The 21,877-nt window shown below is 62.0% G+C and carries 21 protein-coding genes; 4 read left to right on the forward strand and 17 right to left on the reverse strand.

Annotated elements, in window-relative coordinates; genetic code table 11:
• Positions 1 to 72 precede the first annotated feature (72 nt).
• A complete protein-coding gene (locus tag HY36_RS05980; RefSeq protein WP_035549864.1) occupies positions 73 to 294 on the reverse strand; it encodes a hypothetical protein in 222 nt (73 codons plus the stop codon).
• Positions 295 to 420: 126 nt separating this feature from the next.
• Between HY36_RS05980 and HY36_RS05985 the strand changes: the two genes are divergently transcribed.
• The 3 genes from HY36_RS05985 (at position 421) to HY36_RS05995 (ending at position 4,899) form a co-directional block, all read left to right on the forward strand.
• The gene (locus tag HY36_RS05985; RefSeq protein WP_035549867.1) at positions 421 to 2,343 is read left to right on the forward strand and encodes a methylmalonyl-CoA mutase family protein; all 1,923 of its coding nucleotides are present in this window, start codon (positions 421 to 423) and stop codon (positions 2,341 to 2,343) included.
• Positions 2,340 to 4,499 (forward strand): methylmalonyl-CoA mutase, encoded by a 2,160-nt coding sequence (gene scpA, locus HY36_RS05990; RefSeq protein WP_035549870.1) that lies wholly within the window; start codon positions 2,340 to 2,342, stop codon positions 4,497 to 4,499. Before HY36_RS05985 ends, scpA begins: the two co-directional genes overlap by 4 nt.
• A gap of 70 nt (positions 4,500 to 4,569) precedes the next feature.
• Positions 4,570 to 4,899 carry a heavy metal-binding domain-containing protein gene (locus HY36_RS05995; RefSeq protein WP_035550020.1) on the forward strand — a complete coding sequence of 110 codons (330 nt, stop codon included), beginning with the start codon at positions 4,570 to 4,572 and terminating at the stop codon, positions 4,897 to 4,899.
• Here HY36_RS05995 and HY36_RS06000 read toward each other — a convergent pair.
• The 11 genes from HY36_RS06000 to HY36_RS06050 all read right to left on the reverse strand — a co-directional run bounded on the left by HY36_RS06000 (position 4,896) and on the right by HY36_RS06050 (position 15,816).
• Entirely contained in the window at positions 4,896 to 5,291 is a 396-nt protein-coding gene (locus tag HY36_RS06000; protein ID WP_035550023.1) for a GFA family protein, read from the reverse strand. The genes HY36_RS05995 and HY36_RS06000 overlap by 4 nt on opposite strands.
• A 2-nt stretch (positions 5,292 to 5,293) precedes the next feature.
• Positions 5,294 to 5,773 carry a YbjN domain-containing protein gene (locus HY36_RS06005; RefSeq protein WP_035549873.1) on the reverse strand — a complete coding sequence of 160 codons (480 nt, stop codon included), beginning with the start codon at positions 5,771 to 5,773 and terminating at the stop codon, positions 5,294 to 5,296.
• A 20-nt stretch (positions 5,774 to 5,793) separates the two neighbouring features.
• On the reverse strand, positions 5,794 to 7,242 hold the full coding sequence (locus HY36_RS06010; protein ID WP_035549876.1) for an amidase: 1,449 nt from the start codon (positions 7,240 to 7,242) through the stop codon (positions 5,794 to 5,796).
• Between the two features lie 54 nt (positions 7,243 to 7,296).
• A complete protein-coding gene (locus HY36_RS06015; RefSeq protein ID WP_035549879.1) occupies positions 7,297 to 7,785 on the reverse strand; it encodes a periplasmic heavy metal sensor in 489 nt (162 codons plus the stop codon).
• Positions 7,782 to 8,225: a hypothetical protein gene (locus HY36_RS17700; protein ID WP_051602548.1), complete on the reverse strand. Its 444-nt coding sequence runs from the start codon at positions 8,223 to 8,225 to the stop codon at positions 7,782 to 7,784. Before HY36_RS17700 ends, HY36_RS06015 begins: the two co-directional genes overlap by 4 nt.
• Positions 8,222 to 8,764 carry an RNA polymerase sigma factor gene (locus HY36_RS06025; RefSeq protein WP_035549882.1) on the reverse strand — a complete coding sequence of 181 codons (543 nt, stop codon included), beginning with the start codon at positions 8,762 to 8,764 and terminating at the stop codon, positions 8,222 to 8,224. Before HY36_RS06025 ends, HY36_RS17700 begins: the two co-directional genes overlap by 4 nt.
• A 98-nt stretch (positions 8,765 to 8,862) precedes the next feature.
• On the reverse strand, positions 8,863 to 9,402 hold the full coding sequence (locus tag HY36_RS06030; protein WP_035549883.1) for an EF-hand domain-containing protein: 540 nt from the start codon (positions 9,400 to 9,402) through the stop codon (positions 8,863 to 8,865).
• 56 nt (positions 9,403 to 9,458) lie between these two features.
• The gene (locus HY36_RS06035; protein ID WP_051602549.1) at positions 9,459 to 12,134 is read right to left on the reverse strand and encodes a bifunctional [glutamine synthetase] adenylyltransferase/[glutamine synthetase]-adenylyl-L-tyrosine phosphorylase; all 2,676 of its coding nucleotides are present in this window, start codon (positions 12,132 to 12,134) and stop codon (positions 9,459 to 9,461) included.
• 7 nt (positions 12,135 to 12,141) lie between these two features.
• A complete protein-coding gene (locus HY36_RS06040) occupies positions 12,142 to 13,542 on the reverse strand; it encodes a sensor histidine kinase (protein WP_035549886.1) in 1,401 nt (466 codons plus the stop codon).
• Between the two features lie 33 nt (positions 13,543 to 13,575).
• Positions 13,576 to 14,247 carry a response regulator transcription factor gene (locus tag HY36_RS06045; protein WP_035550031.1) on the reverse strand — a complete coding sequence of 224 codons (672 nt, stop codon included), beginning with the start codon at positions 14,245 to 14,247 and terminating at the stop codon, positions 13,576 to 13,578.
• Positions 14,248 to 14,283: 36 nt separating this feature from the next.
• The gene (locus tag HY36_RS06050) at positions 14,284 to 15,816 is read right to left on the reverse strand and encodes a Do family serine endopeptidase (protein ID WP_035550033.1); all 1,533 of its coding nucleotides are present in this window, start codon (positions 15,814 to 15,816) and stop codon (positions 14,284 to 14,286) included.
• 670 nt (positions 15,817 to 16,486) lie between these two features.
• On the opposite strand from HY36_RS06050, the gene HY36_RS06055 reads away from it, so the two are divergent.
• Positions 16,487 to 17,044 (forward strand): prepilin peptidase, encoded by a 558-nt coding sequence (locus HY36_RS06055; protein WP_051602550.1) that lies wholly within the window; start codon positions 16,487 to 16,489, stop codon positions 17,042 to 17,044.
• Here the strand turns inward: HY36_RS06055 and HY36_RS06060 are convergent.
• Genes HY36_RS06060 through HY36_RS06080 form a run of 5 tightly spaced genes read right to left on the reverse strand, consistent with a single transcriptional unit; the run spans position 17,041 to position 21,851 of the window.
• Positions 17,041 to 17,460: a cytochrome c-type biogenesis protein gene (locus HY36_RS06060; protein ID WP_035549889.1), complete on the reverse strand. Its 420-nt coding sequence runs from the start codon at positions 17,458 to 17,460 to the stop codon at positions 17,041 to 17,043. The two genes, HY36_RS06055 and HY36_RS06060, sit on opposite strands and share 4 nt — an antisense overlap.
• Entirely contained in the window at positions 17,457 to 19,340 is a 1,884-nt protein-coding gene (locus HY36_RS06065) for a heme lyase CcmF/NrfE family subunit (RefSeq protein ID WP_035549892.1), read from the reverse strand. The genes HY36_RS06060 and HY36_RS06065 overlap by 4 nt, the downstream gene beginning before the upstream one ends.
• Positions 19,337 to 19,762 (reverse strand): cytochrome c maturation protein CcmE, encoded by a 426-nt coding sequence (locus HY36_RS06070; RefSeq protein WP_035549894.1) that lies wholly within the window; start codon positions 19,760 to 19,762, stop codon positions 19,337 to 19,339. Before HY36_RS06070 ends, HY36_RS06065 begins: the two co-directional genes overlap by 4 nt.
• Before the next feature lie 56 nt (positions 19,763 to 19,818).
• A complete protein-coding gene (locus tag HY36_RS06075) occupies positions 19,819 to 20,421 on the reverse strand; it encodes a tetratricopeptide repeat protein (RefSeq protein WP_035549897.1) in 603 nt (200 codons plus the stop codon).
• Complete coding sequence (locus HY36_RS06080; protein WP_051602551.1) at positions 20,418 to 21,851, reverse strand: ATP-binding protein; 1,434 nt, start codon at positions 21,849 to 21,851, stop codon at positions 20,418 to 20,420. The genes HY36_RS06075 and HY36_RS06080 overlap by 4 nt, the downstream gene beginning before the upstream one ends.
• Positions 21,852 to 21,877: the final 26 nt, after the last annotated feature.

A 21,877-nucleotide genomic window follows, 5' to 3' on the forward strand; every position in this document is an offset into this window, starting at 1 on the left:
TACCGGCTTTTCAGTTTGCGCGACTAATAGCTCTCACGCATTGGAGAGAACTTCCGACTGGCCGGGGATCCCTCATCCCCCGACCAGCCGGTCCTGCATCATGGCCAACCAGCTTTGCTGGCGATGAAGCATGGATACGATGTCCTCTGAATCCCCGTCTTCAATGAGACGGTCCATCCAGAAGCCCAGAATGCGGGTGTGCGTTTCCATCCAGTCCCTCAAGGCTTCATGCCGGCCCCCTGCCGCTGCAAGCGGCTCTGAAACAGGCTGAAACGGCAAGAGCTTGGCGGACATGACTCACTCCCTATATGCGAACAATTCTCATTCTCACGGAGTCGAAGAAGAGAGTCAAGCGACCAAGTGTCCTTGACCTATCGTTAGCAGTTCACAAGCGCCCCCGGTTCGGACTAAATCCCCGGCATGGCAGATGATCTCCTTCCCCTGAGCAGCGGGTTTCCCGACGCCACCGAAGCCGAATGGCTCGCCAGCGTCGACAAGGTCCTGAAGGGCCGCGGCATTGATTCGATTACACGCAAGACCGTGGACGGGCTGGAGATCCACCCGCTCTATCGGGAGAGTGATTTCCCCGCAGCCACCGACCCGCTGGGCACACCAGGCGTGGCCCCGTATCTCCGCGGGCCCACCGCTGCGCCGGACCGGTTTGCGCCGTGGGATATTCGTCAGGCATTCGCGCATCCATCACCGGTCACAACGAATGAAGAAATCCTGCGTGATCTCGAGCGTGGGGTCATGTCCGTCGAACTGAAGCTCGATTGCACAGGCGCAAACGGCGTGCAGATCACCACGCTGGAAGATTTCCGCACAGCGCTGAATGGCCTGCGCGCGGACATCGCCCCTATCGCACTTGACCATGGCGCAGGCTCTGGTGTCACCGCGGCCACGCTGCTCGGTCTGTGGGGACAGGAGCAAGATACTCCCGCCAGTCAGAAATTCGATTTCAACATGGACCCGCTCGGGTGCCTTGCCCGCACGGGCAAGCTGTCGGGTGGATTGAACGGCGCCTTTGCGCGCCTCTCGGCAGCGGCCAACAGCCTTGGCGACGCCTATCCGGAAGCCGGCCTGATCCGCATTGATGCCCGCATGGTGCATGAAGCTGGCGGCTCCGACGCGCAGGAGCTGGCCACCCTGATCGCCAGCGCCGTGGACACGCTGCGCCGGCTGGACAATCGCGCGGATATTTCTGCGCTTGTCCCACGCATGAGCTTCGCAATCGCGCTCGACAGCAATTACGGTCTCGGTGTCGCAAAACTACGCGCAGCCCGTCGTCTCTGGGCGCGTATTCTTGACGCCATGGAGCTGCAACCTGTTCCCATGCGTTTGCAGGCTGTCTCGTCTGGTCGCATTTTGTCGCGTTATGACGCCTGGACGAACATGCTGCGCACGACGGCGGCGGCGTTTGCGGGTGCAGTGGGCGGCGCAGACATTCTCACCATCCGCCCCTTCAATGAGGCGCTCGGCATTCCCGAAGGCCTCGGGCGGCGCATCGCGCGGAACACGCAATTGATCGCGATGGAGGAAAGCCAGCTTGGCCGCGTGGCCGACCCAACCGGAGGCGCATGGTTTACCGAAACCTTTGCGGACGATCTGGCCGAAGCAGCCTGGAAGGAATTCCAGACCCTCGAAGCCGAAGGCGGCTATGCCGACTCCCTGATCGCGGGCAGCTTCCAGAAACGGATCGCCGAGAAGCGCGAGGCGCGCGCCAAGGACATCGCCAAACGCAAGGTTCCGATCACGGGCGTCAGTGAGTTCCCGCTGCTGGACGAGATCGCCGCGCCGGTCGCGGACGCGCCCTCCGTCACGCCAAAGGACGGCATCTCGAACGAAGGCTTCGCGCGTTTCGTGACGGCTGACCTGCCCGCAGACGAGGCCGATGCCACCGCCGAAGCCCTGCCGCGCATTCGTCTTGCGGAAGACTATGAAGCCCTGCGCGATGCGGCGAGTGCTGCGCCCAAGCGCCCAAGCATCTTCCTGGCGACGCTCGGCCCGCTTGCCGAACACAATGCCCGCGCAGACTTTGCCCGAAACCTCTTCGCCGCTGGCGGCCTTGAGGCGACGCAGCCCCCTGTGCCGCCGCAATCCCCATCCGAAGCCGCCGCCGCGTTCAAGGCCTCCAGCAGCAAGATCGCCTGCATCTGCGGTGCCGATGCGCGCTACAAAGACGAAGCCGTCGAAACCGCCAAGGCGCTGAAAGCCGCTGGCGCACTGCATGTCTGGCTCGCTGGCAAGTTCGAAGGCGACAGCATCGATTCCAACATCTTCATGGGCTGCGATGTGCTACACACGCTGAAACTCGCCCACGCAAATTTGGGAGTGGCCCAATGACCAATTTCCCCGACTTCACGAAACTCGATCTCGGCACGCCAGATGCAAAGGCCAAGTCGCCAGACCTTGGCGAGGCTTGGGAGACGCCGGAAGGTGTCGCCGTCAAATCCACCTATACCGCCGACGACCGCAAGGGGCTCGACTTCCTGGACGATTATCCAGGCCTTGCCCCCTTCGGACGCGGGCCTTACCCGACCATGTATACGAACCAGCCCTGGACGGTTCGTCAGTATGCTGGCTTCTCCACGGCGGAAGACTCCAACGCCTTCTATCGCCGCAACCTGGCCGCCGGTCAGAAAGGCCTCTCGGTCGCCTTCGACCTGGCCACACACCGCGGTTATGATTCCGACCATGTCCGCGTGTCCGGGGATGTCGGCATGGCGGGCGTCGCCATCGACTCCATCTATGACATGCGCACGCTCTTCTCCGGCATCCCTCTGGACAAGATGTCGGTGTCCATGACCATGAACGGCGCGGTTCTGCCCATCCTCGCACTCTACATCGTCGCAGCCGAGGAACAGGGTGTCGGCCCGGAAAAGCTCGCGGGAACCATTCAGAACGACATTCTGAAAGAGTTCATGGTGCGGAACACCTATATCTATCCGCCCAAGCCATCGATGCGGATCATTTCGGATATCTTTGCCTACACCTCGCAGAACATGCCGAAATTCAACTCGATCTCGATTTCCGGCTATCACATGCAGGAAGCGGGCGCCTCGGCGGATCTGGAACTGGCCTACACCCTCGCCGACGGCATTGAGTACATCCGCGCCGGTGTCGCTGCCGGCCTCGATGTCGATGCCTTTGCGCCGCGCCTGTCCTTCTTCTGGGCCATCGGCATGAACACCTTCATGGAAGTCGCCAAGATGCGCGCCGCGCGCCTGCTCTGGGCAAAGCTCGTGAAGGAAGAGTTCAACCCGAAGAACCCGAAATCCCTCAGCCTGCGGACACACTCGCAAACCTCCGGCTGGTCCCTGACCGCGCAGGACGTCTACAACAATGTCATCCGCACCTGCCTTGAGGCCATAGCAGCCACGGGCGGCCAGACCCAGTCGCTGCACACGAACAGCTTCGATGAGGCCCTCGCCCTGCCGACCGACTTCTCCGCCCGGATCAGCCGCAACACGCAGCTCTTCCTGCAACAGGAAGGCGGCGCCTGCCAGACGATCGACATGTGGGGCGGCTCCTACTATGTCGAACGCCTGACGCATGACCTTGCCGAAAAGGCCCTCGCCCACATCGCCGAAGTCGAAAAGATGGGCGGCATGGCCAAGGCCATTGAGGAAGGCCTGCCGAAGCTACGAATTGAGGAAGCCGCGGCCAATACGCAGGCCCGCATCGACAGCGGCACGCAGACCGTGGTCGGCGTGAACAAATTCCTTCTGGACGAGGAAGAAGACGTCCCTGTGCTGAAGGTAGACAATGCCGCCGTGCGCCGTATGCAGCTGGACAAGCTGGCTCGCCTGAAATCCGAACGCGACGAGGCAGAGGTCACCGCCAAGCTGGACGCAATCGCCAGGGCCGCCGCCGGCACCGAGGGCAATTTGCTCGCGCTAGCCGTGGACGCCGCCCGCGCGAAGGCCACGGTGGGCGAGATTTCCGAAGCTGTCGAGCGCAGCCAGGGCCGCCACCAGGCTGTCATCCGCTCCATCAAGGGCGTCTATGGCGGCGGCGTGAAGGGCGACGACAAGGCCGAGGCCGCCGCAACGCTTGCTTCAGATTTCGAGAAGAAACATGGCCGCAAACCGAAGGTCTACATTGCCAAGATGGGTCAGGACGGACACGACCGTGGACAGAAGGTTGTCGCCTCCGCTCTGATGGACCTCGGCTGGGATGTCGAGATCGGCCCGCTGTTCCAAACACCGGAAGAGGCCGCCGCCGACGCTCGAAAGGCCGGGGTCGACATTGTCGCCGCCTCCTCGCTCGCGGCGGGCCACCTCACGCTGGTGCCGGAACTGAAACGCGCGCTCGGCAATGAAGGCGCGGCGCACACGCAGATCATTGTCGGCGGCGTGATTCCGCCACAGGATTTCGACGCGCTCTACGCCGCCGGCGCTTCCGCCATCTTCCCGCCGGGCACCGTCATCGCCGACAGCGCCATCCGCATGCTGGAAGTTCTGGACGAAGACGACGGCTCCAAGACAGCGGCGGAGTGAGTGGCGCCTCTTGAAAGCCGGGTAGGCCCACCCCAATTATTATTGATAAACAATAATAATGGAGCAAGACATGATCGTTTCGACCACCCCGACCCTGCAGGGCCATGACATCACTGAGTACAAAGGCCTCGTGACCGGCGAAGCCATTATCGGCGCGCATATCTTCAAGGATCTGTTCGCCGGCATTCGCGATGTTGTGGGCGGCCGCTCCGAAGCCTATGAGAAGACGATCCGCGAAGCCCGCGAGGTTGCCACGCGCGAAATGTGCGAGGAAGCCGCCCGGCGCGGCGGGAATGCCGTGGTCGGCGTGGACATCGACTATGAAGTCGTTGGCCAGGGCGGCTCCATGATGATGGTGTCGGTTTCCGGTACGGCGGTGACGATCAAGGCCGGCAGCTAATCCTTTGACTTGTGGGCCAGTGCTGCGGCATTGGCCTCCCAGTTCTGCCCATCGAACTTGTTCACGGTCACGTCCAGTGTCTGCCACTCATCAAGGCACCGCCACGTCACGGCGAATCCATCCTGGTTTGAGCGCGGCACGTAGAAACTCTTGATGCCGCATGTCTTGCAGAAACGGTGTTTCGCGCCGCCCGTGTTGAACGTGTATTCGGCAAGGTTCTCCGCCCCCTGAAGAAGACGAAAGCGACTGGCTGGCACGATGACATGAATATTTCCGCTCATCGCGCAGATCGAGCAGTTGCAATCCTCGACCTCGAAGGCCGCCGGCAAATCCACCTCGAACCGCACCGCGCCGCAATGGCACCCGCCCGCCTGCGTGTTTAGTCCGGGCAGGGTCACTCTTCTTTGCTCATATGGCCTACATAGGCGTCGAGAATGGCCATGAACTTATCCACATCCTCGGTATCGAAATTGGCCTCATGCTTCAGGTCGAGGGAATAGTCGACCCCCACCGCAAAGGACTGCTGGTCCGGGCGCGGCAGGATGAAGGCGCGGCCAAACGGGTAACTGTCGTTGAAATGGTTGGTTTTTTCATGCGTGGCGAGGTCTGGCACCCCTGCCATTTCAAACGTCGCAAAGATCATCGCGCTCGCGCAGGTCTTCGTTTCGTCGCAATCCATCATGCGCACCGAATACTTGAAGTTACCCTTTGTTGCATCGAGGAGAGCAACATCATCGCGTACCCACGTAAGCTCCACGTCTTCGCCGCCGGCGCGGGTCAATATGGTTGAGGCATTCTCCGGAGAAATTGGCCAAGCCAGCGCAGGCAGAGCCATCATCACGGCAAGTGCCGCGCAAATTCCGCTTCTGATCATGTTGCGTCGTCTTCCTTGTTTCATCCCATCCAGACTGGCGGGCACCGGTCAATCCAGGGCTTTGCCCGTTCCAGCTGGCCAGCCAGCGAGAACAGCAATTCCTCGCTACCACACCGCCCGCCAAACATCATACCGATCGGCAGGCCCTGCGGTGCAGTTTCTGTCGGATCTGTCCAATGAAGTGGCACAGACATGGCGGGCGCGCCAATCTGATTGAACAATGGGCACAGCGGCGCAAAGCTGCCAACCGCCTCGCTCATCTGGTCTGGCGGCGCCGTCAATGCCAGCACGCCCAACTCATCCGGCGCACGGAAGGTCGTCGGGGTCATGATCAAATCGATGCCCTGATCCTCCAGGAATTGTTCGAACTGTATGGCGGTCAGATTGAACAGATTGTTCGCCCGTGCCAACTCCACCATCGGCACAGTCCGTCCAAGCCCCGCCATCGCGAACGTGATCGGTTCCAACTCATCCTCGCGCACGTCCCGGCCAAGCATGGCGGCCCGCGCATCAATCGCCGCGGCGACATTGGCCGAGATGGTGAACAGCGCCGCCTTGCCAAGCGCCTCACCGTCCAGGGATGGGGCGGCTTCGACCACTTCATGGCCCAGCTCTTCCAGCAGGCGAGCTGTGGCCTCGGCACCCTCTTTCGCCTCGGCGCTCATTTCCGTGCCGTTCGGTGCGGTCCGCCAGAGCGCAATCTTCAGCTTCTTCGGATCGCGCGAGACCGCGTTGAGATAGGTGCCCTCCGGCGCCGGCGCGACATAACGACTGCCAGTCTCCCGGCCATGCGAGGCGTCGAGCAGGGCGGCATTGTCGCGCACGGTCTGGCTGACGGCATGGACCGTCGACATGCCGTTCCAATTTTCTGTCTGAAGCGGTCCCATCGGGGTGCGCCCGCGTGAAGGCTTCATGCCGAACAGGCCCGTGCAGGACGCCGGAATGCGGATTGATCCGCCGCCATCGCTGGCCTGCGCCAAGGGCACAACTCCTGCCGCAACCGCCGCCGAGGCGCCGCCGGACGATCCGCCAGACGTCCGCGTTACATCCCACGGGTTGCGCGTTTGGCCGTAGAGCGTGGATTCCGTCGTCGTGGTCAGTCCGAATTCAGGGCTGGTCGTCTGCCCGAACATGACCAGGCCCGCCTTGCGATAACGCTCTGTCAGGACCGAATCCCGCTCGGCAACATGCCCCTTCCAGCTGACGGACCCATTGGTGAGCGGAGCGCCCTTCAGGGCAACACCCAAATCCTTTGTCAGGAACGGGACGCCTGCAAAGGGGCCATCCTTGGGCACATCTGCCAGCTGCGTCTCTGCCATGTCCGGATAGAGCGCGGAAAAGCAATTCAGCTGCTCCTGCGCGGCATGGGCGCGGGACACCGCCTCGTCCAGCAACTCTTTTGACGATACTTCCCCAGTTCGGACCAGCTCCGCCAGTCCCATCGCGTCAAACGCCGCATATTCCTTCATTCCGCCCTCCTGTTTTGAAGGCAGTTTGGAACGTGAAGGCAGAGAAGGAAACCCCTAGTCCTGTGGTGGTGGCGGAGGATCACGCCGATCACGGCTGCGCCGGTCCGGCCCGCGCGCCAGCAAGTCCGCCATGGCGGCGCGCTGATCTGATGGCAGAGCCTCCAGACGCCCGATCATGGCTTCATGTGTTGCGGCGTGCACGTCCTGCTCACTGGACCGCAGAGCGGCAAACGCTTTGCGAACCTGCTCTGCGTTGAAGGGTTCTGTCTTGAGGGCCTTTGCCAGTTCCTCTCGCGCTGCGTTGCGCACTTCGCGTTCAGGCCGCGATTCCCGATACGATTCACGCATCAAGCCGAACATGGCCCGGCGGGTGTCCGATGAAATGTCGCGCTCGACACTCGGGCGATCCCTGCCCCGGTCACGATCCGGCATCTGGCGCACGAGCATCCCGGCAATCAATCCAAGCAAAAGCAGGTTGAACAAGAGAGAGACCGTCAACCAGAAGGAAATGCGGCGCGGTTTCGGCGCGGACGTATCGCTCATTGCATCACCTCTTCTTCAAGTTCCAGCGTGTACGTGTCAAACCCGAGCGCCGCATAGACAGCGGCTTCGGCTTGTTCGTCCTGCGTCGTGACTGGCTGCGCAACGCTCATCCCGGCGAACAGGCCAACCGTGAGGGAGGCCAGAGCCCCTGCCGGAATCCAGACCGGCAGCTTCCAGCGAGATGACCGAGCCGACCGGGGTTTCGGTGCAGATGCAATCAGTGTTTCGCGCAAGGCAGGCGATGGCGAGACATGAGGAATGTCTGAAAACAGACCATCCAGAGCCTGCGCCTCAGACAGCGCTGTCGCAAACCGGGCGGGGTTGTCTGCCATGCGCGCTTTCGCGGCGGCTCGCTCGGCCTCCGGGAACATGTCCGGATCTGCCCCGTAGGCTTCGATCAGGGCCAGAACCCGCGCGTCTGTGATCATCTGTCCGCTCATGATGCGGCCCTCTCCAACAGGCTGGCTCTCAATGTGCGACGTGCACGGGCCAGCAAACTTTCCAGCGCCTCCACGCTGACATCCATGATGTCTGCCGCTTCGGCTTGTGAGTGTCCCTGCAACGCGCACAGCGTCAAGGCAGCGGCCTGGCGTTCCGGCAAGTGGGAGATTGCATCCTCCACGGCGCGGACGCGCTGGGACTGGTCCAGCAATTCTGCTGGTGTCATGGCCGGATCGGTGCGTTCCGGCAGGTGTTCCATCGTTACTTCCCGGCGCTTGCGCAGCCGATCATAACAGAGATTGAGCGCCACCCGGTGCAGCCAGGTGGAGAATTTCGCCCGTGGCTCCCAGGTCGGAAGCGCTTTCCAGGCGCGGAGGAAGGTTTCCTGCGTCACGTCTTCCGCCTCCGCGGCATCCCCCAGCATCCGGGTTGCCAAAGCGAGGACGCCGCTGCTGTAGCGGTCGACAAGGCTGGAGACAGCAGCGGGATCGCCCGCTGCCGCTCGTGTAATCCGGTCGAGGTCTGAACTGAAAGCCAAGACAGGTTTCTTAACCGAAGACGGGCCGGAAGAGGTTGGTCATCTCGTGAGTCACGCGAACACATCACACGCTTCCGGCCCATTCAGCAAGTCCTACCCTATTCCGGGCGTGGGCCGTCGCCCCGCTTGTGCCACTTGCCGTGACGCTTGCCCTTCATCTTGGACTTCATGTCCTCTATTTCTTCGGCGGTGATCACGCCATCGCCATCCGCATCAAGCTTGTCGAAACCGGGATGTCCGCGGTCATCGAGTTCGTCGATGCTGATCGTGCCATTGCCGTCTGCATCCAGCTTAGCGAACATCTCAGCCTTGCGCTCGGCGCGACGTGCTGCGCGTTCAGCTTCACGTTCCGCCTTTTTGGCTTCGTGATGCGCATCGAGTTCGGCCTGCGTCACGGCGCCATCGCCATTTGCGTCGATTTCAGCGAAACGCGCCGTGCGGTGCGCTTCCATTTCTGCTTTGCTGATGTTGCCATCACCATTGGTGTCGATCTGCTTGATCATTTCTTCCATGCCACCGCGAGGGCCATGTGGGCGGTCTCCACGCGGACCATCACCCGGCTGGGCCAAGGCCACAAGCGGCAGGGTCAGCGCAGCAATGGCGGCAATCGAAGCAGTTGCGAGAGTAGTGCGTTTCATTTGAAAAAACTCCGTTCGTTTTACTCACCCATCGCGTATTGAACGGACCGGCCCACCTAATCCGTCGCGGGCAGATGAAGTTTTTCTGCGCAAAGCGCATGAACCCTTGATTTCAATGAAGATATTTCTGCTTCCAGCGCTGCAAAACTGTCGACGCCCACTGAACGACACAGGCGATCCTTGAGGCCTTCCGGCATCACGCCAGCCTGCACATCGCTGCCCAGCGCAAGGCGATGCACCTGTTGGAGCGATTGCAGGAAGGTCACGCCCTCGATCAGCATGGATCGTTCAGCGTCCGGCAGGGTAGAATGCGCAATCGCCTCGCGCGTGTTGGCGCGGATCGCCTCCGGCTTGCCACTCAACAACATGTCCTGCTGCACGACAAACTCGGCGTCCACCAATCCGCCTTCGGCTGTTTTCAGATCCCACAATCCCTTGCCGGGTTTTTCGCGGTAGAGCCGCTGGCGCATATCGCTGACGTCTCTTGCGATGGTGCCGTCATCCTTTGCGGCCCGCGAGACAATCGCCTCGCATGCAATCGTCATGATCTGATGACTGAGCGCCTCATTCCCCGCAACGGGGCGCAGCCGTGTCAGGGCCATATGCTCCCACGTCCATGCGTCCTTATTCTGGTACCGCTCAAAGGCAGGCACACTCACCGCCACCGGGCCTGCCCCGCCAGAAGGGCGCAGCCGCATGTCCACTTCGTAGAGATCGCCCTCCGCCGTCGGCGCAGTCAGCGCGGTGATCAGGCGCTGGGTAAACCGTGTATACCAGGTCTGGGCTTCCATCGGGTCGGCGTCGTAGATCACGATCAGGTCGAGGTCCGATCCGGCGGTCAACTCCCGTCCGCCCAGCTTGCCCATTGCGAACACCGCCCAGCTGCCCGGCCTTGGCCCATACCGATTGGCCGTTTCCCGCTCCGCCGCAGCGGCCATTTCCCGAATGGTGTCATCGGCCAGGTCAGACCAATGCGTTCCGGCGTCCCGTGCCTGAATCAACCCGTGCAACAGACGGTGTCCGATCAGGAAATTCTGTTCACGGTGATACCGCCGCCACGAATCCAGTGCGCCATCAAAACTGACATGCTCATCAATCACCGGGCGGGACGGCTCCTGATTGCTGACCAGTGCCTCCAGCAGGTCTGGCCGGCGCGACAGGATCTGTGCCAGGCGCGGAGCCAGTGCCAGGGTGGAGACAAGATCGTCCAGCAATGTCTGCTCTGCCAGCAGCATGGACAACGTCTGCACACCCGATGACAAGCCCTCGAAAAATCGGGAGAACCAGCGAAACGCCTCGTCCGCCTCCCCCGTCTTGCCCATGGCCGCCAGCATACCCGGCAGCAAGGCCGTCAGCAATTCCCGCCCACGCGCTGTGCGGGTGGCGGGGACGCGGCCTCGGTGCCAATTGCGGATCGTGTCGATCGCGGCGCTCGGATTGCTGAAGCCAAGTGACGCTAGGGTTTCGATTGTGCCCGGATCATCATCCACACCCGTGAAGACAAGATTGCCGAGCGAATGATCCTCCAGCGCGCGATCCTCATGCGCGAACAGGCGATCATAATGCGCCTGCACACAGCGGCGCGTGGCTTGAAGATCGCGGTCGAAGGCGGCGAGATCGTCGTAGCCGCTCATCAACGCCACATCGCGCCGGTCGTCTTCTCCGGCGGGCACAATATGGGTTTGCTCGTCGCGGCGCATCTGGACCCGGTGCTCCAGATTGCGCAGGGCCAGATAGGCCGTATTCAGCTCATCCGCCGTGTCCGGCTCGACAACACCCGCCTTCGTCAGGGCTGCCAGCGCGCCGAGCGTGGAATTGTCCCGCAATTCAGGCTGGCGTCCGCCAAGGATCAGCTGCTGTGTCTGCGCGAAAAATTCGATCTCTCGAATGCCGCCCGGCCCCAGCTTCACGTCCGGTGACACGGTTTCGAAATCGGCCCGCCCCACCTTGCTGTTGATCATGCGCTTGATGGCCTGAATGTCGCCAATCGCCCAATAGTCCAGATTGCGCCGCCAGACGAAAGGCGACAGGATCTTCAGGAAACGCGCTGCGCTCTCCCGATCGCCCGCCGTGGGCCGCCCCTTGATCCAGACCATGCGCTCCCAATTCTGCCCGACACTCTCATAGTAGAGGTCCGCCATCCGTGTAGAGACAGCCAATGGTGTGGAGGATGGATCTGGGCGCAGGCGCAGATCGGTCCGGAACACATACCCGTCTCCGGTCAGTTCCTGCATGATGCGGACAATATCGCGCGCGATACGCTGCGCGGTCTCCCCGGCTTCATAGTCCCCGGCCATGAACACGCCGGGTTCGTAGAAGACACAGATGTCGATATCGCTGGAATAGTTCAGCTCATACGCGCCCATCTTGCCAAGCGCGACAGCAAAGATACCCGCCCCGCCCACACCGCGGCGCGCCAGTGTCACGCGCAGGGCCGCCTCAAGACAGGCCTCGGCAAACTCGCTCAGCGCCCGCGTTACACTCATCACGGGCAGTATGCCGGACAGGTCTTCTGCCGCCAGCGACAGGTGCAATTGCGCCTTTGCCTTGCGCATCACGGTCATGGCCTCGGCCTCCGGCAAGTCCGCCGGAATATCTCTCACCGCTTGCAGCGCATCGCGCCAATGGCCGCGTGTGCCCGTCTCGTGCAGGCGGCGCAGATAAGGCGCAGATGGCAAGACCCGCTCCAGCGCAGCTTCTGGCGTGTCGGCGATGGGCGAAATCGTCAGCATACAGGTCTCACACTCTTGGCAGGCGAAGCGTGGCCTTCAGGCCCGGTGCGTCCGCGGGTCCGTCCGCATCATCCAGGATCAGTGCGCCGCCATGCATGTCCGCCACCGAATCCACCAGTGCCAGACCAAGGCCCGAGCCCGGCTGGGTCCGCGCGGAATCCATGCGCTGGAAGCGTTGCACAACGCGTTCGCGCGCCTCAACCGGCACACCGGGCCCGGAATCGATCACGGTCATGTCCACCGTCCCATTCGGCCCGCGCGTGATGGAAAAGCTGATCTCGCCGCCTTCGGGCGTATACTTCACCGCATTGTCGAGCAGGTTCGAGAGCGCCTGTCCAACAAGGTCCCGGTCAGCAAGCACGACCAGATTGCGCGAAATCTGGCTCTTGAAGCCGAGCCCGGCCTCCTCGCACGCCGGATCAAACAGTTCGGCCAGCTCTTCGCCCAGTTCGGAAACATCCATCCGCACCCGTTCGCCCTCTGCGCCCGCCTCAAGCCGGGCAAGGCGCAGGATGGCGTTGAAGGTGCCCAGCACGCGGTCCACCTCCAGCACGGTCTCTTCCAGGGTCGCCTCCGCGCTTTCCCGCGTCATCGGCTCTGACAGGGCAATCTCCAGCCGGTTGCGCAGGCGAGACAGGGGCGAGCGCAGATCATGCGCGATGGCGTTGCCGGTGTGGCGGGTTGAATCGACCAGCTTCTCGATCTGGTCCAGCATGGCATTGAGGCGTGAGGCGAGACGGTCAAACTCGTCACCAGACCCCCGCACAGGCGCGCGGCGCCCCAGTTCTCCGCCCATCACGGCCTCCGCCGTCCGGGCCAGTTCATCCGCTCGTCGCGCAGCCCCGCGGGAGATCAAGATACCGCCCAGCAAGGAGAAGATCAGCCCGATCGGCGCGGCAATGAAGATTGCCCGCTGGATCCGTCCGACAATCGCAGTCTGCTGTTCGGTGTCAAACGCGACCAGCAAGGCCCCGCCATTGTCGCGCAGGCGCACGATGCGGCCCGCCGCTGGCCGGAATATCTCCGTACCGTCCGGTTCATGCTGCAGGAATTCGAAATAGACGGTCTGCACATCCTCTTCCGGCGGCGTGGTTGGCATTCGTCCGAAATGGCCGGCAATCTTCCGGCCCGAGGAATCTTCGAGATAATAGAAATAGGTGGAGCCCGTCCGCGTCATGCGCTCCAGAACTGACTGGCTGAGCCGCTCCATACCGCCGGTGAAGTAGGCATTGCCGAGCTGCTCGAATTCGAGGTCCATCCGCCGCTCGCTCTCCGCGCGGATGTAGTAGACCGTCGAATAGTAGAGATAGACCAGCAACGCAGCCGAGAACGCCGCAAACATGGCGCTGTAGATCAGCGCCAGTTTGAACGTTGTCGTCTTCAGGAAAGTCGGCAGGGCAAGTTTCATACAGCGCTTGGTGCCAGCCGCCTGCGCGGGCGTCTAGCCCTGCAGGCGATACCCGGCGCCGCGCACCGTATGAAGCAGAGGCTCATCGAATTCCTTGTCGATCTTCGCGCGCAGGCGAGAAATATGCACGTCGATGACATTGGTCTGGGGGTCGAAATTGTAATCCCACACCTTCTCCAGCAACATCGTGCGCGTCACGACCTGTCCGGCATGGCGCATCAGATACTCCAGCAGGCGGAATTCGCGCGGCTGCAGGTCAATCTTCTGGCCAGCCCGCGTCACCTTGCGGGTCAGCAGATTCATTTCCAGATCGCCTGCCTTCAGAACGGTGATTTGCTGCTCCACCGGCAGGCGGCGGCCCAGCGCCTCAACGCGCGCGGCCAGCTCCGCCGGGGCAAACGGCTTGGCCAGGTAATCATCCGCGCCAACCTTCAGGCCCTGCACCCGATTCTGGACATCGCCCAGCGCCGACAGGAAGAGGGTTGGCGTCTTGCCGCCAGCCTCACGGTATTCCTTGACGAGCGTCAGGCCATCCTTCTCCGGCAGCATGCGGTCGACCACAAGCGCATCGAACTCCGATGATCTTGCCAGGGCCAGGCCACTGTCGCCATCTGTGGCCATGTCGACGCGGTGGCCCGCCTCGACCAGAACCTTCTCGATAAAGCTGGCCATTTCAATATCGTCTTCAATCACGAGTACATGCATGGCGTCTTCCTGAACTGTCTGCAGCATCAGACCCTCCTATTCGGCGTCCGACAAATCAATTGTGCGATAATTCGTGATCTGCCCGATACGGACAGCGACCAGAACTTTCGTGCGATTGGCCCGCTTTGCATCGCTGATGGCCTTGCGCAGGGCATCAACGCTCGTTGCGGGCTTATTGTTCACTTCGAGGATCACCATACCGGCCTGAAAGCCAGCTTCCTCAAGCACGCCATCCTTTGAAACCTTGGTGATCACGAGGCCGTTCTCCCCGGCTTTCAGGCCAAGGCGTTCGCGCAATTCGTCGTCCATCTGCTCGAACGTGCCACCGACTTCGGAAACCACCTGGCCATCCTCGACCGCATCATCCGATGGGGACGAACTGGAAGGTGTGATGTTCGCATTCGGACTGCTCGGGCGTTCGCCAACAGTCACGTTGATTGTCTGTTTCTTGCCGCCGCGAATGATTTCAAACCGGTTGGCGGTGTTCGCAATCAGCTTTCCGACAAGGCGCGTGGTGGAGGTTGCGTCCGTCACCTTGTCGCCATTGACGGACAAGATGATGTCGCCGCGTTCCAATCCGCCCTTCTCGGCCGGGCTGCCGCTGGTCACATCAGCGATAATCGCCCCTTTGGCATCCTTGATGCCCTGGGCTTCCGCCATATCCTCGGTCAGGTCCTGAATCGCAACGCCCAACCAGCCACGGGACACTTTCCCGTCCTTGATCAGGGCCTTGGTGACCTCATCGGCCAGTTCTGCCGGAATGGCAAAGCCGATGCCAACCGACCCACCCGTTGGAGAGAAGATCGCAGTGTTCACACCGATCACATTGCCGTTCAGGTCAAAGGTCGGGCCGCCGGAATTGCCGCGATTGATCGAGGCGTCAATCTGAAGGAAGTCTGTGTACGGGCTGTCAGGGCCAATCTCGCGCCCGTCTGCTGACAGGATGCCCGCGGTGGCTGTTCCGCCGAGGCCGAACGGGTTGCCCAGCGCCACGACCCAGTCACCTTTGCGCATGGTGTGGGAGTCGCCGAAATTCACGAAGGGGTATTCGCCCTCTTCCGTCACGCGCAGCACGGCGAGGTCTGTCTGGGCGTCCTTGCCGACGAGCTCAGCATCCAGTTCGCGGCCATCCTGCAAGACAACCTGAATTGCGGTCGCGCCATCCACGACGTGATTATTGGTGACGATGTAGCCATTTTTCGAGATGAAGAAGCCTGAGCCGAGCGAACGCCCTTCCTGGGTTTCCGGCTCTTCTTCCTCTTCCTGGCGGCGTTGTTCCATGAACTCGTCCAGGCCAGGCATGCCGCGGAACTGTTCGAAGAATTGCTGCATGTCGGCCAGGCGGCCAACTTCGCGCTCCGTGGTAACATTCACGCTGACAACCGCAGGCTCGACCTGCTCGATCAGGTCCGCAAAGCTGAGCGGTGCACCAAGCGGGGCTTCAATCTGAATCGGCTGGGCGCCGGCCTCCGGGCTGAAGACCTGTGGGGCCAGAGAGAAAGAGCCCACCATCGCGACGCCTACCAGCGCTGCTACCATGGCCTGTCTCGATATGCCGATTGTCTTCATTCCTGTCTCCAAGTCACTGAAAAATTTGCCGGTATTGGGCATGTGGTCCAAACATTAACCTGCCACAAGCATTGTGGTCATTAAAAGACAGCAAGGTTATTTTGCCTGAATTCCCCATAATTGGCACCGCACCACACGGTATTCCCTCAACTGCCCGATGACTGCGGCGAAATCAGGGTAAATCTGAGGGTAATCCTCCACCGCGCTGTTTCCCCAATAAATTTTTCGCATCCCCGGTGAATTCCCTTGTAAGACTCGAATTTTCGGCCCATTCTGTAATAACAACAGGCTTTGGGGGGTATTTCCGCAATCACGCCATGTCTCTTTTGCCGCCAGTCGGCACTAGGGACCGGGCGTTTGCATTCGGTCGTGGAGGGCTGCCCCCAAACAAGTTGCCGGCGTCGCACAGGCCCTTACGGGAACTGCGGCATATGCCTCCGGAGGCAAAGGTCCCTGCCAGGACTCACCTTCCGGGCCATTGCAATCGTCAAGCGCGTCCCCACCCAGCTGACGAGTGTTATGGAGCGGCGTCGGCATCCCACGACAGGAAGACTCCCCACTCACCGCCGCGCGTTTTCTGGCGCGCCTTGTTTGCTGGCCACTCTTGATTTCCCTAGGCGCGAATGCTCTTGAGCGAGCATTGCCCCGGCCGGGGAAAGGACAGACACGCATGTCAAAACCACTTTCTCTCTTGCTGACAGCGCTGGCCACAGCCGCGCTCGGCATCTCTGCCTGGATGTTCGCGCCGCCGGGAACGCTGCTCCTGACGCTCTGCCTTGGCGCGCTCCTTCTGGCGCTCAGCATCATCGACATTCGCAGCTTCACGCTGCCCGATCCTCTTACAGCCGGAATTGTCCTGCTGGGCATCGCCATGGTCTGGCTGACACGCCCGGAGGAATGGCGAGCGCATGCCATTGGCGGCCTTGCCGGATATCTCGTGCTGGTCGCCATCGAAGTCGGCTATCGCCGCCTGCGCGGGCGGGACGGCATCGGGCGCGGTGATGCGAAACTCCTCGGCGGTCTTGGCGTCTGGACGGGGTGGATGGGTCTTGCACCCATCATGCTTGCGGCGTCTGCTTCGGCCTTGATCGGCGTCATAGCGCTGGCCGTGACAGGCATTCGCAAGGCAGATGCCGACACAGCCATCCCGTTCGGGCCGTTCATTGCGCTTGGTGGATGGGTGGTCTGGCTTGGGGCGCCATACCTTCTGCCAGCTGGCGTCTACTAGACGTCTTCCGGCGCGATCGGTTCAACCGGTGCTGCCTTGCGAGAGCGGGCAATCTGCAGGCCGATCCAGCCGCCGATCAGCAATAATGCGAATGGCAGGCCCCACAGCATCCAGCCAGCCACGCCCTCCGCCTTCGGACGGAACAGAACAAACTCGCCATAGCGATCTTCAAACCAGGTGCGAACCTCTTCGTCGCTTGCGCCTTCCCCTACAAGGGTGCGAACACGTGCGCGCATGTCCTCGGCAATCGGCGCAGAGGATTGCGAGATTGGCTCATTCTCGCACGCCACACAGCGCAGCTCCCGCATCAGATCCTGCGCGCGGACCTCTTGTTGCGGATCGTCCAGCGCCACGTCTTCGGCAAACGCCGCACCCGCCAACAAGACACTGATCAGGATAATGATGATCTGCTTCATGCTTTCCGCCTCGGCCACAGGCTGAACACACCGCCCAGCGCCATCAGGAGTACGCCGAAGTATAGCAGATCAATCATCGGGTTGTAGTAGACGCGGAACACCCAGCGCGGTTCGCCCTCCACCATGCGCTGTTCGCCCAGCGCCGCATAGAGATCGCCCGTGCCGGTCTTGTGGATCGCGGTTTCCGTGGTCGGCATCTGCGCGGCCGGGTAATAGCGCTTCATCGGGGTCATCACTGCGCGGGATCCACTACGCGCAGCCGTCAGAACCGCGCGGTCAGCATACCAGTTCGGTCCCTCAATCGCGCGCACTTCATCCAGTGTCAGCGTCCAGCCGATTACCTCGGCCGAGCCGCCTTCCGCCAAGGCCACCGTGGTTTCATAGCGTCCGGTCGTCTCCACAACGGCCCCGATCACGAACAGGCCCAGCCCCAGATGCGCCAGCGTCATGCCCCAAACACGCGGCGGCAGTCGGAAGATGCGGCCCGGCGTGATCGCCCGGCGCTTCAATTCCCAGACAGAGCCGAGCACCAGCCACACGCCCAGCGCAAGACCAAGCGCTGCGCCGATGGAAATGCTCCACAGGCCAATGCCCAGCGCAACGAAGACAAGCGCCAATGCTGCGCCGCCGACGGCCCATTTGGTCCAGGATTTCAGGTCTGCCTTGCCCCAGGCCCAGGCCTGCACGACCGGCAGGATGATCAGCAACACGCCCAGCATCGGCGTGAAGGTCAGATTGAAATAAGGCTCCCCGACAGAAATCGTGCGCCCTGCGGCCTCCGCCATCAGCGGGAACAGCGTGCCCAGCAGCACGGTCAGTGTCGCCACGATCAGCACGATATTGTTCGCCATCAGCGCGCCTTCACGGCTGAGCAGCGCCCAGGGTTTGCCACCCGCCAGCTTTGGCGCGCGCATCGCGAACAGGACCAGCGCGAAGCCACCATAGGCCAGCAATCCGCCCAGCAGCAGCATTCCCCGTTCCGGGTCGACCGCAAAGGCGTGTACAGAGGTCAGGATGCCCGAGCGCACGAGGAATGCGCCCATGATCGAAAACAGGAAGGCCAGCACCGCCAGCAAGGCAGACCAGGCCGCAAAGCCTTCGCGCTTTTCCGTCACGACCACCGAATGCAGCAATGCCGCCCCAATCAGCCACGGCATCAGGGACGCATTCTCCACCGGGTCCCAGAACCACCAGCCGCCCCAGCCAAGCTCGTAATACGCCCAGTAGGAGCCGAGCGCGATGCCCAGCGTAAGCGGAATGAAGGCCGCCAGAGACCAGCGCCGCGCTTCCCGCGCCCAGACGGCATCAATGCGCGCCTCCATCATGCCCGCCGCGGCCAGCGCGAAGACAAAGGAATAGCCAACATAGCCGAGATACAGCATGGGCGGATGAATACTCAGCGCCGGATCCTGTAGCAGGGGATTCAGGCCCGCGCCCTGAAACGGGGCCGGGTCCAATCGCAGATAGGGCGAAGATGCAAACAGCAGATAGGCCAGCGATCCGACCGCCAGCAATCCCTGCACGCCCAGCGCCCGGGCCTCGAACAGGTCACGGCCTGTGCGCATCCACAACGCCCCTGCCGCGCCAAAACCGATCGTGACAAGGCACCACAGCGCCATGGACCCTTCATGATTTCCCCATGCCCCGGCGATCTTGTAGAGCATCGGCTTCAGCGTGTGGGAATTGTTCGCCACCAGCGCGACGGAAAAGTCAGATCGTGCAAAGGCGATGATCAGCGTCACGAAGGACAGCGTCATCACGCCAAACCCGGCATAGGCTGCCAGCGCTGCGAGGCGTCTTTCTCCTCTCAGTCCGAACAGGCCCTGAGCCAGCGCCGCTGCCAGCGCGAGAAAGGCCGCGAAATGGCCGAGTTCGATCATCCGGCTGCGTCCAGCGGTTTCAGTTCGCGGGGTTGGTAATTCTCGTCATGCTTGGCCAGGATCTGCCGGGCCGTGAAATCGCCCTCTGGCCCGAACTGGCCGGTGGCAACCACGCCCTGCCCCTCGCGGAACAAGTCTGGCGCAATCCCGGTATAATTCACGCGGATCGTGTGGGGGCTGTTATCAATGACCGTAAAGATCATGGTCGCGCCATCATCGGAATAGGTCAGCGAGCCCGGCTCAACCCAACCACCAACCTTGACCACCTTGCCCGTTTCCGGCTGGCCATTCTCGGCCAGGATTTCCGGCGTATAGAACAGGTTCGCATTCTCGCGCAGCGCCATAAACGCCAGCGCCGCCGCCGCCAGAAGCAGCAGCGCCGCAATGCCAAACATATAAAGCCGTCGTGTCCGTGCGCGCATGAAAGGTCTTATAGGGTGTGTTGGCCCATGTGGGGAGTGCGGCGAATGTAGCCGGTTTATTCGGTTTCCGGTGCAGCGGCCTCACCACTGCCCAGCGCCTCGATCATCGGGGCGAAGCGTTCGCGGCGGGGGTCGTCTTCCGGCAGGCGGGAATAGATATAGCGCATGGCCTGTTCGGCCTTGGCCTGATCCCCTGCCTGCGCCGCGCCCATGGCCGCCCACATGCCGGCCCGCACCTGTGTTTCGTCCAGCTCATAAGCCTTCGCAAACAGACGCGTTGCCTCCGGTGAAACGGCGCCATTGTTCAGATCCACCAGCGCATCGGCCAGCGCCAACAAGGCAGGAACATATTCGCCATCGCGCCGCAGGGCGGACTGATAGGCGCGCGCCGCATCTGACGTGCGGCCCTGAGATCGCAGGATTTCTCCAATGAAGAAATGTGGCTGCGGGTCGTCCGGGCGCTCCTGCACAGTGGCTTCCAACCGCGACAGGGTCTCCGCCGGCGTCAGCGATTGCGGATTGGTCTGTATCTTCTCCATCAGGCCCGCCTGACGATCCTTCATGGGCTGGTCGCCCATGCCGGGCTTCCCGATCAGCAAATAACCGCCCACCGCCACGGCGAGACAGACCACAAGAATGATCCAGTTCGTCCGCGTCATGGTTTCGGAAACCTCAGCTGTGCTTTCAGGCCGCCAAGCTCCGCATCGCCCAGCTCCAGTGAACCACGATGCAACTCGGCCAGCTCCTTCACGATGGACAGGCCAAGACCCGTACCCGGCGTGGTCTCATCCAGGCGCACACCGCGTTTCAGGGCGCCTTCGCGCTCCTCCGGTGACAGGCCCTTGCCATTGTCCTCGACATCAATGGTCAGGGCCGCTGCCGTGTCGCGCACGCGCACCAGCACTTCGCTGCTCGCCCATTTGCAGGCATTTTCCATCAGATTGCCGACCATTTCCTCAAGATCCTGTTTCTCCCCCCGGAACACGGCCCCCACCCCGCCGTCAACAGACACGTTGACGCCCCTCGCATCATAGAGACGGTTCAGCATGCGGGCGATGCCATCAATCACGGGGCGCAATTCGGTGCGTGCGCCAAGCGTCTGCGCGCGCGCCACCATCTGCGCCCGCTTCAGGTAATGTTCCACATTGGTCTGCATGCTTTCGGACTGACGGCGCACCACATCATCCAGTTGTGTCTCGCCGGTCGCTTCATTGCGCAAAACGGCCAGCGGGGTTTTCAGCGCATGGGCCAGATTGCCCACATGGGTCCGTGCACGCTCTACCACCTGCCGGTTATGCTCCAGCAGCTTGTTCAGCTCATCGGCCAGTGGGCGCACTTCCGCGGGATAGTCTTCAGACAGTCTCTGCCGCGTGCCTTCGCGCACTTCGGCAATGTCGCCCCCGATCCGCCGCAAGGGTCGCAGGGAGAATGAAATCGCCACAACCATTGCCGCAAACACGCCTCCGAACAGGGCAATCATCGTGACCAGCAAGAGGCTGCGGAAGCGGCTGGTCGCTGCATCATTCGCGGCCCGGTCTGCTGCCGTGACAAGGATCAGCGGTGTCTCGCGGTTCTCGATCAGGATCGCGCGGGAGGCCACCCGCACGCGCTGGCCTGCCGGCCCCTCAAAACGGAAGTTTCCAAACATGGTCAGGCCGGGATTCATCAGTGTCCGCTCAAGCTGGTCTTCATTCAGGGGCACTGGCTCGTCCCACAAGCTCCGTGAGCGGATGTCGCCTGCAATACTGCCCTCTGAATTCACGCCAACAATGGACCAGTATCGGCCGGAATATTGCGTGCGAAAACGTACGTCGCCTGCAAAGAATTCCCGCTGGGAATCCGTCACCCGGCCATCTTCCAGAAACGCGTTCTCGCGGGTCATTTCCCGTGTCAGGCCGACCAGGGTCTGCTCCAGGTCTTCTTCCAGCAGGCTCAAGGTCTGCGCGCGATACACGGCAGACAAGGCAATCGCCCCGCCAATCAAAACGACAAAGCCCCATATCGCTGCGGCCAGCATGATACGCCGGGCCAGCGACAGCCGGGTCCAGCGATCCATCAGGCTTGGTTTGGAAGCGGCGCTGTCGCTCATGCTGAGGGCTCCGGCGCGAAGCAGGC

The organism is Hyphomonas atlantica corrig. (assembly GCF_000682715.1).
Taxonomy (GTDB): Bacteria; Pseudomonadota; Alphaproteobacteria; order Caulobacterales; family Hyphomonadaceae; genus Hyphomonas; species Hyphomonas atlantica.